The following is a 16450-nucleotide window of genomic DNA, read 5'->3' on the forward strand; positions in this document are numbered from 1 at the left end:
TATCACGAACTGGAGTTGGGATGTAGGAGTCTACAGCATCCATCAATTCGTCGATTTTAGCTACATATTGAGCATCGCCTTCCAAAGCTTTCAAAGCGGAACCTACAACGATAGGTACTTCGTCGCCAGGGAATTCGTAAGAAGAAAGAAGTTCACGAACTTCCATTTCTACCAATTCGATCAATTCTTCGTCGTCAACCATGTCAGCTTTGTTCAAGAATACTACGATTGCAGGAACACCAACTTGGCGAGCCAACAAGATGTGTTCGCGAGTTTGTGGCATAGGGCCGTCAGCTGCGGAACATACCAAGATAGCGCCGTCCATTTGAGCCGCACCAGTGATCATGTTTTTAACATAGTCAGCATGGCCTGGGCAGTCAACGTGTGCATAGTGACGGTTAGCAGTTTCGTACTCAACGTGTGCAGTGTTGATTGTGATACCGCGTTCACGTTCTTCTGGAGCTTTATCGATCATGCTGTAATCTTGGAAGTCAGCTTGGCCTTTTTCAGCCAATACTTTTGTGATTGCAGCAGTCAAAGTAGTTTTACCATGGTCAACGTGACCGATTGTACCGATGTTAACATGCGGTTTCGTACGTTCAAATTTTTCTTTAGCCATTTTAAATTATCCTCCGAGGAAAATAGTAATTCTATTAATCTAATGTAAGATTAACCATTTTTCTTTGCTTGAATTTCTTCAGCAATTTTCTTAGGAACTTCTTCGTAATGATCGAATGTCATGGAGTAGTTACCACGACCTTGAGTTTTGGAACGAAGGTCAGTTGCGTAACCGAACATTTCGCTCAATGGAACATATGCTTTGATATGTTGGGAACCATTACGAGCTTCCATGCCGTCCATGCGACCACGACGAGAGTTCAAGTCACCGATAACGTCGCCCATGTATTCTTCAGGAACGTCTACTTCAACGGACATGTATGGTTCAAGCAATGCAGGATCTGCTTTGCGAGCACCTTCTTTAAAGCCCATGGAACCAGCGATTTTGAAGGCCATTTCGTTGGAGTCAACGTCATGGTAGGAGCCGTCAAATACGATAACTTTGATGTCAACCATTGGATAACCAGCGATAACACCGGATTCCATAGCTTCTTTTACACCGTTTTCAACAGGGCCGATGTATTCGCGAGGAATCGCACCACCTACGACCTTGTTTTCGAATTCGAAGCCAGCACCTGGTTCTTGTGGAATCAATTCCAACCAGCAGTGACCATATTGACCACGACCACCAGATTGACGTACGAATTTACCTTCAGCTTTAACAGCTTTACGGATAGTTTCGCGATATGCTACTTGAGGTTTACCTACGTTACAATCTACTTTGAACTCACGGTTCATACGGTCAACGATGATATCCAAGTGAAGTTCGCCCATACCGGAGATAATAGTTTGACCTGTTTCTTCATCAGTACGAACTTTGAAAGTAGGATCTTCTTCTGCCAAACGAGCAAGAGCTGTACCCATTTTTTCTTGGTCAGCTTTTGTTTTAGGTTCAACAGCAACGGAGATAACTGGTTCAGGGAATTCCATGGATTCAAGGATTACAGGAGATTTTTCATCACATAATGTATCGCCTGTAGTAGTATCCTTCAAGCCAACCGCCGCAGCGATGTCACCAGAGTATACGCGTTCGATTTCTTTACGGGAGTTAGCGTGCATTTGAAGAATACGGCCGATACGTTCTTTTTTACCTTTAGTGGAGTTGAAAACGTAAGAACCGGATTCCAATGTACCGGAGTACACACGGAAGAACGCTAATTTACCAACATAAGGGTCAGCCATGATTTTGAATGCCAATGCGGAGAATGGCTCTTCATCGGAAGAAGGACGAGTTGTTTCTTCTTCAGAACCAGGAATTACACCTTTAATAGCTGGGATGTCGATTGGAGCTGGCATGTAATCGATTACAGCGTCCAATAACATTTGTACACCTTTGTTTTTGTAGGAAGAACCACAAAGAACCGGGAACAATTGGTTAGCAATAACTGCTTTACGCAATGCTGCTTTCAACTCTTCAACAGAAATTTCTTCGCCTTCCAAGTATTTCATCATGATATCGTCATCTGTTTCAGCAATAGCATCAATCATCATTTCACGACGAGCTTCTGCTACTTCTTGATATTCAGCAGGGATATCAGTGACTTCAAATTCTTTACCGTCATCGGATAAGTAAATTTCCGCCTTCATTGTCATCAAGTCGATGATACCTTTGAAAGTATCTTCAGAACCGATTGGAACTTGAATAGCTACGGAATTTGCACCTAGACGAGCTTTCATCATGTCAACTACGTTAAAGAAGTCAGCACCTACAGTATCCATCTTATTTACATAAGCGATACGAGGCACACCGTAGTTAGAAGCTTGACGCCATACTGTTTCGGATTGTGGTTCAACGCCGCCTTTAGCACTGAATACCGCAACAGAACCGTCAAGTACACGTAAAGAACGTTCTACTTCTACAGTAAAGTCAACGTGACCAGGAGTATCGATGATGTTGATACGATGTTCTTTCCATTGACAAGTTGTCGCAGCAGAAGTGATTGTGATACCACGTTCTTGTTCTTGCTCCATCCAGTCCATCGTAGCAGCGCCTTCATGTACTTCGCCGATCTTGTGAACGATACCTGTATAGTAGAGGATACGTTCTGTAGTTGTTGTCTTACCAGCATCGATGTGGGCCATGATACCGATATTACGAGTTTTTGCTAAGGAAAACTCTCTTGCCACAGTTGTCACCTCTTATTACCAACGATAATGAGCAAATGCTTTATTAGCTTCTGCCATTTTATGAGTATCTTCTTTTTTCTTGATTGCAGCGCCTGCATTGTTGAAAGCGTCCATCAATTCGCCTGCTAAGCGTTCTTTCATAGTGCGTTCACCACGAAGACGAGCATAGTTTACAACCCAGCGAATGCCGAGTGTTTGACGGCGATCAGCACGAACTTCAACTGGCACTTGGTAGTTCGCACCACCGATACGGCGAGCACGTACTTCAAGTACAGGCATAACATTTTTCAATGCTTGATCAAAAACTTCCATTGGGTCTTGACCCATTTTGGAACGAATAATTTCGAATGCATCATATACGATAGTTTCAGCAATGCCTTTTTTGCCATCGTACATAACTTTGTTAATGAAACGTGTTACTAATTTGCTGTTGTACACCGGATCTGGAAGTACATCACGTTTCGGAACAGGGCCTTTTCTTGGCATGTTCAATTCCTCCTTTATAATGATGTGTGTTAATTGTTTCGTTTAATGGCTAAAATTATTTTTTAGCTTTTTTCGCGCCGTATTTGGAACGACTTTGCATACGGTTTTGTACGCCAGCTGTATCCAATGCACCACGAACGATGTGATAACGCACACCTGGAAGGTCTTTTACACGACCGCCTCTGATAAGTACAACACTGTGTTCTTGTAAATTGTGACCAATGCCTGGGATGTAAGCAGTTACTTCAATAGCGTTTGTCAAACGTACACGGGCAACTTTACGAAGCGCGGAGTTTGGTTTCTTTGGAGTAGCTGTGTACACACGAGTACATACACCACGTTTTTGTGGAGATTCTTGAAGTGCTGGAGCTGTAGATTTTTTAGTCAAGCTCATGCGACCTTTGCGTACTAGCTGATTAATTGTTGGCATTTGGGCACCTCCTTTCCAAATTTGAGATTTATAATTGATCCGTCATAACAAAGTGTTACATCGGATATTACCAAGATTAACGTAGGATACCTACCGCTGTGGTCCGCACCTTAATGCGACACGCACGACCAAGGTCATCCATCGTATGCTTTTCGTCGAACGGTATATTATGTTCCACGCAAGCCATCCGTACAGGATCTACTACGTAGTTATCACTATCGCAGCCGAGAAACACAAACTTAACAGAGTCTTTTGCAATCGCTTTTATTGTTTGCTTAGCCCCTATTGTCTTGTTCGCCGATGCTAAATGGGCAATGTCCATAGTTACATCTTCTCCTTACGAAACTATGCTCAGGGCGCACTTGCCCTCTAAGCACTATGTAAGTATATCAATTACTAAAACGCATGTCAAAGGTTTTTTCACACTCAAAACCGCTATTTCACTGTATTTAATATGTACACTTATCCGTGTGTATCATTTCAATGAATTACATGTAGTCTATACGTTTTTTTATGCAATTATCGATTAATTCACTTATTTTTATACGTTTTATACATATCCAATTCAATCAACGCAGTTTTATTATGCGAAATTGATATAATAGAAAAAGAGATATTCCTAGATCAAATAATGACCTAAGAATATCTCTTTTGAGTTAACTATACATTGCTAAGCAATATATAAGCTTATTCTCCTATGATTTCACCATCATCAGTTAATTCTAAAATTTCAGGAGCCTTCTTAACTACTTCAATTTTGCGGTAACGGCTCATACCGGTACCAGCAGGAATCAACTTACCAATGATAACATTTTCCTTAAGACCCAATAATGGATCGATTTTGCCTTTAATAGCAGCATCAGTAAGAACACGTGTAGTTTCTTGGAAAGATGCAGCAGACAAGAAGGAATCTGTAGCCAAAGCAGCTTTGGTAATACCCAACAATGTGCGCTTACCTGTAGCATTTTCTTTGCCATTTAATGTGAGACGACGGTTTTCTTCATCAAATGTATTGATGTCAATCATATCACCTGGAAGCATATCAGCATCGCCAGCTGTTTCAATTTTTACTTTATGAAGCATTTGACGAACGATAACCTCGATGTGTTTATCGTTAATTTCTACACCTTGAGATTTATATACTTTTTGTACTTCGTATACAAGGTAACGTTGTGTAGCTTGTGTACCCATTACACGCATGATGTCATGAGGGTTAATAGAGCCTTCTGTTAAACGTGCACCCAAGGATACTACATCACCGTCTTTAACGATAATGCGGGAACCATAAGGGATGAGGTAGTCGAGTTCAATACCGTCTTCACCAGTGATAAAGATAGTGTTTGTACCTTTTTTACCTTCGTTAGGTACAACGCGAACCACACCTTCATTTTCCGCGATGATAGCATTACGTTTTGGTTTCCGAGCTTCGAACAATTCTTCGACACGAGGCAAACCTTGAGTAATATCATCACCTGCGACACCACCTGTATGGAATGTACGCATTGTTAACTGTGTACCAGGTTCACCGATGGATTGAGCTGCAATGATACCAACAGCTTCACCAACTTGGACTTGGTTGCCTGTACCAAGATCACGACCATAACACTTACGGCATACGCCATAAGGGCTGCGACATGTCAATACGGAACGAATCTTAACAATATCGTAATGTTTTACAACTTCGTCAGCAAGGTCTTCTGTGATTTCACCATTCAATGGAACGATAACTTCACCAGTTTCCTTGTTAACTAATTCTTCAGCTGCAATACGACCTACGATACGATCTTTTAATGGCTCGATAATACCAGTACCTTCAACAATAGCTTCAACTTCGATACCGTTGATTTCATTATTGCGTACTTGTACTTCTTTTACATCAGAGTTAAGAATAGCTTCTATTCCCTCTTCTGTAAGGCGTGTGTCAGCAGGGTAGATTTCTACACCATGGCTATCCACAATAGCATGTACAGTATCCTTATTTAACATATTTTGAACCATAGTTTCTTTCAATGTTGCACGGATGCTGTCATCACTTTCACCAAGAAGAATTTTTTGAACCAAATTAGTATGGTTAATATCGCTATCGGAGCCTAAATGTGCACCGCGCAAGGAAATTGCAGTTACACCAGCATCTGCGATATCAGACAAGCTTTGTTCATCAAGAATAGTTTCTGCAGGAACCGCTAATTCACCAGTTTCAGCATTCACTACATCTTTGTCGAGAACGCGACCAATTAATTTGTCTTTCAACATTTCAAGAGCTTGACGAGGAGAAGTCGCCAAACGAGCACGTTCACGAACCAAGTCGATACCAACTACGTCACAATCGTCCTCACGAACGATAACATCTTGAGATACATCAACGAGGCGACGAGTCAAGTAACCGGAGTCAGCTGTACGAAGTGCTGTATCGGCCAAACCTTTACGAGCACCATGGGAAGACGTAAAGTAATCCAATACAGTCAAACCTTCTTTAAAGTTAGCTTTAATCGGCAAGTCGATGATACGACCAGATGGATCGGCCATCAAACCACGCATACCAGCTAGCTGACGAATCTGTTGTTTATTACCACGGGCACCAGAGATAGCCATCATATAAACTGGGTTGAAGCCATCTTTATCGCGCGCCATATTATCCATCATAGCCTCAGTAACATCTTCTGTTGCTTTTGTCCATAATTGGATGGTTTTGCGGTAGCGTTCTTCTTCCGTAATCAAACCACGGCGGTACATACGGGATACTTTTTCTACCTCTTGTTCTGCTGTATCAAGTAATTCAAATTTAACTTCTGGTACTTTAATATCAGCAATCGCTACGGTCATACCCGCACGACGTGCAAAGGAATAACCAAGAGATTTAATTCTATCTAAAAGTTCAGCTGTCTTTTCATTGCCAAATAATTGGAAACATTGATCAACTAATTTACCAACTGTTTTCTTATCCATAACCTTACCCAAGGAGTAAGTGCCATCTTCTTTTTGTGCATATTGCCACAATTCTGGGAATAGTGCATTGTTGAAAATCAGACGACCTGCAGTAGTTTCTACGCGGCCATATTCAGGCATACGGATATAAAGAATATCTTGCAAGCCGATGATACCTGCTTCATAGGCAAGCATAACTTCGTCATAAGTAGCAAATGTTTTTGCCTTTTCGCGAGTATCTTCACGTACAACTGTTAAGTAGTATGTACCCAAAATCATATCTTGAGAAGGTACCGCTACTGGTTTACCGTCTTTTGTAGACAAAATATTATGGCTGGAAAGCATCAATGTACGAGCTTCTGCTTGAGCCTCTACGGACAATGGTAAGTGACACGCCATTTGGTCACCATCAAAGTCGGCGTTGAAGGCTGTACATACTAATGGATGCAATTTGATAGCACGGCCTTCCCAAAGGATTGGTTCGAAGGCTTGGATACCAAGTCTGTGCAATGTAGGGGCACGGTTCAAGAGAACTGGATGTTCTTTGATTACCTCTTCCAAAGATTCCCATACGCCAGGGCCAATTCTCTCAACTTGGCGTTTAGCAGCCTTGATGTTGGACGCTTGACCGCGTTCTACCAAACGTTTCATAACGAATGGCTTGAACAATTCCAATGCCATTTCTTTTGGCAAACCACATTGGTGCATTTTAAGTTCAGGACCTACTACGATAACGGAACGACCGGAGTAGTCAACACGTTTACCGAGCAAGTTTTGACGGAACCGACCTTGTTTACCTTTTAGCATATCGGATAAGGATTTCAATGGACGGTTACCAGGACCTGTTACAGGGCGACCACGACGACCGTTATCGATCAATGCGTCAACAGCTTCTTGAAGCATACGTTTTTCATTGCGCACGATGATATCAGGTGCACCTAAGTCTAACAAACGTTTCAAACGATTGTTACGGTTGATAACACGACGGTATAAATCATTAAGATCGGATGTAGCGAAACGACCACCATCTAATTGAACCATTGGGCGCAATTCAGGTGGGATAACAGGAACGATGTCCATAATCATCCATTCTGGACGGTTGCCAGATTGACGGAATGCTTCTACTACTTCTAAGCGACGAACCGCACGAATTTTACGTTGACCACTAGCAGTGTTCAACTCTTCGCGTAATTCAGCATTTAATTGTTCCAAATCAAGTTCAGCCAATAATGCTTTTACCGCTTCTGCACCCATGTCGATACATACGAATAAGATTTCTTCTGTAGCACCTAATTCGTAACGTTCTTCACGAGTTAACTCTTCATATTCTTTATCTGCTTCTGGAATTGTAGCATCTTCACGAAGTGCTGCGTTATAACGTTCTTTACGTTGTGCTTCACGAACGATAGCCAAACGTTCATTACGTTGTGCCACAGTTTCAATAACTACAGATTTACCACCAATGGAATATCCATCTTCATTGAATTGAGCTTCGTATTCACGGTATTCTTGTTCAGATAACAATTGACGTTTTGCCAATGGGCTACCTGCAGGATCAACTACGATGTAGGAAGCAAAATACAATACACGTTCCAAGGAACGTGGGGATACATCAAGGATGAGACCCATACGAGATGGGATACCCTTGAAATACCAGATATGGGATACAGGTGTAGCCAATTCAATATGGCCCATACGTTCACGACGTACTTTTGCACGAGTTACTTCTACGCCACATTTATCACAGACTACGCCTTTATGGCGAATGCGTTTATATTTACCGCAGTGACATTCCCAGTCCTTTGTTGGTCCAAAAATGCGTTCGCAAAATAGACCATCACGTTCTGGCTTTAACGTACGGTAGTTAATTGTTTCAGGTTTTTTAACTTCCCCATGAGACCATTCTAAGATTTGCTCTGGAGAGGCTAAACCGATTCGCATGGAATCAAATTCATTTACGTCTAGCACTACTATCGCTCCCTTCCTTATATTCAGTGTCAGTCTTCATTATGAGAGGGTTCACTAATTGGGAATGCTAATTGGCTAAGAATATCATCATCTCCACCGTTAGAAACCTCGATTTCTTCCTCTGCTTCTGGGTCTACTACTGTTACTTCATCTGTTTCAACAGCACTGCCGTCCATAACATCTTCAATACCAGTTTCTACCACTTCATCTTCGTCATCAAGTTCTTTCATAACAACTTCTTCTTGATCTTCGTTCAAGATTTTTACATCAAGACCGATACTTTGAAGTTCTTTGAGCAATACTTTAAAGGACTCAGGTACACCTGGTTCAGGGATATTTTCGCCTTTAACGATTTTTTCGTAAGCTTTCACACGACCAACAACGTCGTCAGATTTAACAGTTAACAGCTCTTGAAGAGTATAAGCTGCACCATATGCTTCGAGAGCCCACACTTCCATTTCCCCGAAACGTTGACCACCGAACTGAGCTTTACCGCCCAATGGTTGTTGTGTAACAAGGGAGTACGGACCAGTGGAACGAGCATGGATTTTATCATCAACCAAATGGTGAAGTTTCAACATATAAACGTAACCAACAGTTACACGGTTATCCATTGGTTCACCAGTACGACCATCGTACAATACCGTTTTGCCGTCATCGGAACGACCAGCAATTGCCAATGTTTCGAAAACGTCTTTTTCGTGCGCGCCGTCAAATACAGGTGTAGCGATATGAATACCTGCTACATCAGGTTTTGGCATGCCATATGTATCGTAATCGTAACCGAGTTTTTCTAAATCTGCACGGATTTCAACACGTTTAGCACGAGCTTCTTCAATATGGTTTAATGTAGCTTTTACCTTATTAATACCTTCTAATTCTTCTACTAATACAGGATCCATTTCAGGTATTTCGTCTTCAGTACCGAAATATTCCATATGAAGATCATGGTATTTAGTTTCAATAGCTTTTAATTCCGCATAGCGTTCTTCGCCACCTAGAGCAGCAAATTTCTTCTTCGCCGCTTCTTCTACATGTTCAAGAATTTGAGTTTTCAAGCTGATGATTTTTTCATCAATTTCGAAATGAGATGTAGTCACATCTTCAGCAATTTTTGCTTCTAACTCTTGAATTTCTGCATATAGATTGCGAATTGAATCAATTTCATCCCAATAAGATGCATCTGTACGAGCCTCTTTCAACACGTTTTGAATATGAAGGTCTGTAGCTTTGATTTTCATACCCAAGCCTTGAACAGCCCAACCTAAGTGAGTTTCAAGAACCTGACCGATATTCATACGAGAAGGTACGCCCAATGGGTTCAATACGATTTGTACTGGAGTACCATCAGGAAGGAATGGCATATCTTCTTTTCTCATAACGCGAGAAACGACACCTTTGTTACCATGACGCCCCGCCATTTTATCGCCTTCGTGAATTTTACGTTTTTGAGCGATATATACACGAACAAGTTTATTTACACCTGGTTGTAAATCATCGCCGTTTTCACGAGTAAACACCTTAACGTCAACAACCTTACCACATTCGCCATGAGGTACACGCAAGGATGTATCGCGAACTTCGCGTTCTTTATCACCAAAGATAGCACGTAATAAACGTTCTTCAGGAGTAAGTTCAGTTTCACCTTTTGGTGTTGCTTTACCAACTAAAATATCGCCAGGATGTACTTCTGCACCGATGCAGATGATACCTTCTTCATCCAAGTTTTTAAGTGTGTCATCACCAGTATTAGGCAATTCACGAGTAATTTCTTCAGCACCTAATTTAGTGTCTCGCGCATCACATTCGTATTCTTCAATATGAATGGATGTATAGATATCTTCTTTGCAAAGTTCTTCACTAAGTAAGATTGCATCCTCGTAGTTGTAACCTTCCCACGGCATGAACGCTACAAGAACGTTGTAACCTAGTGCCAATTCGCCGCCATCAGTAGCTGGACCATCAGCCAAAACTTGACCTTTTACAACATGATCGCCACGATTAACGATTGGTTTTTGGTTAAAGCATGTGGATTGGTTAGAGCGAAGGAATTTGTTTAAACGGTATGTATCAACACGACCATCGCTATCGCGAAGAACGTGAATTTCATTACCCCAGCAACGTACAACTTTACCTGCTTCACGCGCTAACACGCAAACGCCGGAGTCAGTAGCTGCTGTATATTCCATACCTGTACCAACAAGTGGAGCTTGCGCGCGCAAGAGTGGTACCGCCTGACGTTGCATGTTCGCACCCATCAAGGCACGGTTAGCATCGTCATTTTCAAGGAATGGAATCATAGCTGTACCGATAGATACAACTTCTTTTGGACTAACGTCCATATAGTCAACCTTGTCAGGTGTAACTTCTAATACGTCATGACCACGACGACAAGCTACATGCTCAGTAGCAAAACAGCCCTCTGCATCGAGTGGGGAGTTCGCTTGGGCAATAGTCATGCCTTCTTCTTCATCGGCAGTCATGTAAGCAACGCTTTCAGATACGCGCACTTTAACAACTTTATCTGCATCTGCACCTTCGCCATAGATTTTTTCAACCTTACGATATGGAGCTTCGATAAAGCCAAACTCATTTACCTTCGCATAGTTAGATAAGGAGTTAATCAAACCGATGTTAGGACCTTCTGGTGTTTCGATTGGACACATACGGCCATAGTGAGAGTGATGCACGTCACGAACTTCGAAGCCTGCACGCTCACGAGACAAACCGCCAGGACCAAGGGCAGATAGACGACGTTTGTGAGTCAATTCTGCTAATGGATTTGTTTGGTCCATGAACTGGGACAACTGGGAAGAACCAAAGAATTCTTTGATGGCTGCCACTACTGGACGAATATTAATCAACGCTTGTGGCGTGATAGATTCAATTTCTTGAATCGTCATACGTTCACGAACAACGCGTTCCATACGAGTTAAGCCAATACGGAATTGGTTTTGTAACAATTCGCCTACACAACGGAGACGACGGTTACCCAAATGGTCGATATCATCTGTATGACCAGCACCATCCATCAAGTTCAAGAGATAAGAGATGTTTGCGATCATATCTTCTCTTGTAACTGTACGATGATTAAAGTCTAAATTGCAGTTGTTGCAAATGATTTTAGACACAACGCCATCAGAGTTAGTAATATAGAATTCAGCAAAACCTTCACCACTGAATACACCACTGTTAGCAACGATATCAAGTTGTTCTTCCCCAACTTGTACACCTGCATCAAGGATGATTTCCCCAGTTTCAGTATCAATAATTGGTTGTGCCAATGTTTGACCCAACATACGTTGGCGCCAACCCAATTTTTTATTTAATTTATAACGACCTACGCGAGCCAAATCATAGCGACGAGCGTCGAAGAATAAATTATCGAATAAATTACGAGCAGATTCTACAGTAGGTGGTTCGCCTGGACGTAATTTTTTATAGATTTCTACCAATGCTTCATCAGCAGATTGAGTAGTATCCTTTTCTAATGTGCGAACGATACGTTCATCATATACTGGTAAACCATCTTCGTCAGTTTGACCGTTCCAGAACAAATCGAGGATACTTTCATTAGTATTCCAACCTAATGCACGAACAAGTACAGTAGCTGGTAATTTACGGTTGCGGTCAATACGAACAGCAACGATTTCGCTGGCATCCGTTTCTAATTCGATCCAAGCACCACGATTTGGGATAACTGTGGATTCATATAAACGGTTACCCATTGTATCGATTTCTTTACCATAGTACACGCCAGGGGAACGTACCAATTGAGATACGATAACACGTTCTGCACCATTGATAATGAAAGTACCTGTATCCGTCATCAATGGGAAATCACCCATGAATACTTCTTGTTCTTTAATGTCCATATTTTCAGGATCATTATTAACTAAACGGATATTTACACGAAGTGGTGCTGCGTATGTAGCATCACGATTTTTACACTCATTAATATCATACTTAGGTTCACCTAAGCTGAAACCTTCAAAAGAAAGTACTAAATTACCTGAATTGTCTTTAATCGGAGAAATATCGTTGAAAATATTTTGTAAACCGCTCTCCAAGAACCATTCGTACGATTTACGTTGAATGTCCAACAAATGCGGCATCTTAATAACTTCGTTAATTTTTGCATATGTATAACGAGTCCGTTTGCCTACCTGTTCAGGTTTGAACATATTTGCTTTCCCTCCTTCAAATACACTGGTCCACCATATTTCTATAACGGCATAGAAAAGACATCTTACAGGTCTCAGTTTTCCTGCTTTAATAACGCCAAATAAGCAAGGCCCTTTTTAGATTAAAAAATAACCTTGCTCCGTTCATTATCCAAGCACAACCTTGGAAGAAAACCCTTAATACGTAAGTTATAGCTTCTACATGGAAAAGTAGAAAATGCTACTTTTGCAATTTATAATTTTATCATCATATAAAAAAGCTGTCAACAAAAGGGTTGACAGCTTCTATATTTTCATAATTTATTCATGACGCATTATAAAATAATGAATCAGATTAATTGCCTTTATTTTTTAACAACTTTGCCCCTGCGATACCAGGGCGAGTCATTTCCTTAGGAGAAAGAATATGATTGATTTCATCTTCAGTCAATAAACCTTGATCCAAGATAATATCGCGAATAGCACGACCAGATGTATAAGCATCTTTAGCCAATGCAGATGCAGTTTCATAGCCAAGATGTGGTAATAATGCTGTTACGATACCAACAGAACGATTCAACCAGTATTCACATTGTTCACGATCTACTTCAAGATCAACCAACAATTTATCAACAAATGTATTTACACCATTTTTGAGGTAGCAAAGATTATTGAACAAATTGTACGCCAATACAGGTTCCATTACGTTCAGTTCAAACTGACCATTTTCTACAGCCAATGTAATAGTAAGATCATTACCGATAACTTGGTAACATACTTGGTTTAATACTTCGGCAATAACTGGATTTACTTTACCAGGCATGATGGAGGATCCAGGTTGACGAGCAGGCAATTTTAATTCCCCAATACCACAACGAGGACCAGACGCCATCAAGCGGAAATCATTGGCCATTTTAATTAATACAAGAGCCGTTACTTTCAATCCGCTAGAAATATCAGCAAATACGTCTGTATTGTTAGTAGCATCGATTAGGTTTTCAGCAGTGTAGAATGGTTCACCTACTACTTCGCTAAGTTCATACGCAACATCTTGAATATAATTAGGTTCAGCATTGATACCTGTACCAACTGCAGTAGCCCCCATGTTAATTACATGCGCACCTTCAACGGCAGATTTAATACGTTTAATACCACGACGGATACCAGATGCATAAGCACCCATTTCTTGCCCCAATGTGATTGGCACCGCATCTTGTAAGTGCGTACGACCCATTTTCAAAATTTCACTGTATTCATCAGCCTTTTTTTCAAGCTCATCAACGAGGCGTTGCAATGCAGCAAGTAATGGTTTAGATTTTAAAATTGCACAAACCTTGATAGCTGTTGGGAACGCATCATTTGTAGATTGCGCCATATTACAATGGTTGTTAGGACTTACGATATCATAGCTTCCCTTTGGATGGCCCAAAATTTCACAAGCCCGATTAGCCAATACTTCGTTCATATTCATGTTTACAGAAGTACCAGCACCACCTTGGATTGGATCTACTGGGAATTGATCAGCAAATTGGCCTGCAATCACTTCATCAGCAGCTTGAACAATGGCCTTACCAACAGATACATTGAGTCGACCTGTTTTCATATTAGCCAATGCAGAGGCTTTTTTCACCATTGCCAATGCGATGATAAAGTCATGGTCTAAATGTTTACCTGTAATGTGAAAGTTTTCTAATGCACGAATTGTTTGCACACCATAATATAGCTCATCAGCAACTTCTAATTCGCCTAGGAAATCATGTTCTTTTCTCATAACAATCCTTCTTTCATTTATTCTTTAATAGACAAAATACATTGTATAAAATGGTCTCTTATTGACTTCATTATATCATGTATTTTGTATACACAAAAGTCATTTAAGGTATTCCATAAAAACAATATTCTATATAATTTCTCTCATGACATATCTGAACATTGCAAAGTATAGTAAAATATAAGCATATACTATTAACATAAAGGAGTGTTTAAAATTAACATAAGTCATCGAACACGAATCATAGCACTGTTTTTAATTACAGTCATAAGCTATGGTTTTTATAATGCCTATATACCGATTACCGATCCAGTAGAATCTAACTATGTATTAAGTGCCATAACCATGTTAACTCACAATTCATGGATTTCACCTATGATTTACGACCATGTATGGTATGATAAACCACCATTAACATATTGGGCACTTATGATCTGCTATAAATTGTTCGGTATATCAGATTTTGTATCACGCATCCCTAATACATTAATTGCAGGGGCCAGTGTATCACTCATGTATCACATGGTATACCGTATCAAACAGTCCATCCCAGTCGCAATAACCAGTGCCATCCTCTTGATGAGCACCTTACAATTTTGGTATATATCACATGCGGTTATAACAGATGGCTTTTTATTTTTCTTTAGTCTTGCCATATTTGGTTATGCTTACCTAGCTTTTACAAACAATGATAAGACGTCGATGATGAAAGCCTATATTGCAGCTGCCTTTGCAGTCTTAACAAAAGGACCCATCGGATTATTACTACCCGGTCTTATCTTATTAGTATTCATTGGTTTACGAAAAATTCTAGCCTCGAAGAATGAAGAAACAGGCCTGTTAAAAAATCTAAAGCTAACCTTTAATCCATTAGGCATCATACTATTTTTCCTAATCGCCAGTCCTTGGTATATTGCAATGTACTCCATTCACGGTCAAGATTTTATTAGTGGATTTCTTGGTCTACAAAATGTAGGTCGTGCCCTCGTATCCGAACACCCTAAATTCGACGTGTGGTACTACTATCTAATAATTACGCCGCTTGCTTTATTGCCATGGACACCAGTGGTTATATATCAATTGCGGAAACTGAACTGGAAGGAATCATTCAACCTACTTGGCGGTATATGGTTTGTTATTATATTGCTATTTTATTCTATTGTAGCAACCAAGTATTTAACCTATACACTACCCGCAATTATTCCATGTATCATATGGGGTAGTGAGGCAATTATCAATTTACTGTTTAACCCTAATCTATCTAAATATTGTACTTTTTTAGTAACACTACCATTTTGCATATATACATGCATTCTAGGTATTGGCGTAGCGGTCAGTGCTAGCGACTATATCTTAGAATATATGATTATAGTTAGCATAGGCGCTCTGATTTTTAAACTAGCTAGACATTACATACGAACATATTCACAACTCACATTGCTATTTTTACTTCCAATACTAGCCCTATATTCGGCCACTACCATTTCTGTGACGCCCATATTAACGAGTCAATCTGGTATTCAATTTACATCTTATATAGAAAATACAAATCAACCTGTTTTCGTATACGGTGGATATTATACTTCAGTCGTGTATTATACAAAACATATACCAACACAAGTATATTTAAATAAGACTGATGACGAACGCTGGGCTAAGGCCAGAAATATTATGCCTACCATTACCAAAGATGAGTTTTTAGATCAACTTCCAAACGAATCAAATGCTATTGTTATCGTACCTAATCGGAATATAAAAGACTTTGAAAGTTCACCTGCAGCTGTCATTACAAAACCATTGGGCAAAACTAATGGAGCTACAATATATAAAGTACAAAATAATATTTCATTTTAATAGAGCGTGTCCTTTGATATGTACCCATTTTCCTGGACACATATTATTTACTAGCCTAAACACATGGATGCTTCCCTGTATTTTACAGGAGGCATCCATTTTGTTTTT

General features: G+C 40.3%; 9 protein-coding genes. 1 reads left to right on the top strand and 8 read right to left on the bottom strand.

The annotated features are described in order from the left end of the window. The 8 genes from VEI_RS07945 to VEI_RS07980 all read right to left on the bottom strand — a co-directional run. On the bottom strand, positions 1-619 hold a 619-nt coding region (locus VEI_RS07945; RefSeq protein WP_145749521.1), incomplete at its 3' end, for a GTP-binding protein. Between the two features lie 50 nt (positions 620-669). After that, positions 670-2745, bottom strand: a complete 2076-nt coding sequence (fusA, locus tag VEI_RS07950) for an elongation factor G (protein ID WP_059364073.1) — start codon at positions 2743-2745, stop codon at positions 670-672. Positions 2746-2760: 15 nt separating this feature from the next. Next, on the bottom strand, positions 2761-3231 hold the full coding sequence (gene rpsG, locus VEI_RS07955) for a 30S ribosomal protein S7 (protein WP_004693556.1): 471 nt from the start codon (positions 3229-3231) through the stop codon (positions 2761-2763). A 55-nt stretch (positions 3232-3286) separates the two neighbouring features. After that, positions 3287-3661: a 30S ribosomal protein S12 gene (rpsL, locus tag VEI_RS07960; protein WP_004693554.1), complete on the bottom strand. Its 375-nt coding sequence runs from the start codon at positions 3659-3661 to the stop codon at positions 3287-3289. A 76-nt stretch (positions 3662-3737) separates the two neighbouring features. Next, a complete protein-coding gene (locus VEI_RS07965; protein WP_059364074.1) occupies positions 3738-3983 on the bottom strand; it encodes a ribosomal L7Ae/L30e/S12e/Gadd45 family protein in 246 nt (81 codons plus the stop codon). A 365-nt stretch (positions 3984-4348) separates the two neighbouring features. Beyond that, the gene (rpoC, locus tag VEI_RS07970; protein ID WP_059364076.1) at positions 4349-8554 is read right to left on the bottom strand and encodes a DNA-directed RNA polymerase subunit beta'; all 4206 of its coding nucleotides are present in this window, start codon (positions 8552-8554) and stop codon (positions 4349-4351) included. 29 nt (positions 8555-8583) lie between these two features. After that, the gene (gene rpoB / locus VEI_RS07975; RefSeq protein ID WP_059364077.1) at positions 8584-12738 is read right to left on the bottom strand and encodes a DNA-directed RNA polymerase subunit beta; all 4155 of its coding nucleotides are present in this window, start codon (positions 12736-12738) and stop codon (positions 8584-8586) included. Between the two features lie 334 nt (positions 12739-13072). After that, complete coding sequence (locus VEI_RS07980) at positions 13073-14488, bottom strand: aspartate ammonia-lyase (RefSeq protein WP_059364080.1); 1416 nt, start codon at positions 14486-14488, stop codon at positions 13073-13075. Between the two features lie 207 nt (positions 14489-14695). Between VEI_RS07980 and VEI_RS07985 the strand changes: the two genes are divergently transcribed. Beyond that, entirely contained in the window at positions 14696-16342 is a 1647-nt protein-coding gene (locus VEI_RS07985) for an ArnT family glycosyltransferase (RefSeq protein WP_059364082.1), read from the top strand. Positions 16343-16450: the final 108 nt, after the last annotated feature.

Source organism: Veillonella tobetsuensis, from assembly GCF_001078375.1.
GTDB lineage: Bacteria > Bacillota > Negativicutes > Veillonellales > Veillonellaceae > Veillonella > Veillonella tobetsuensis.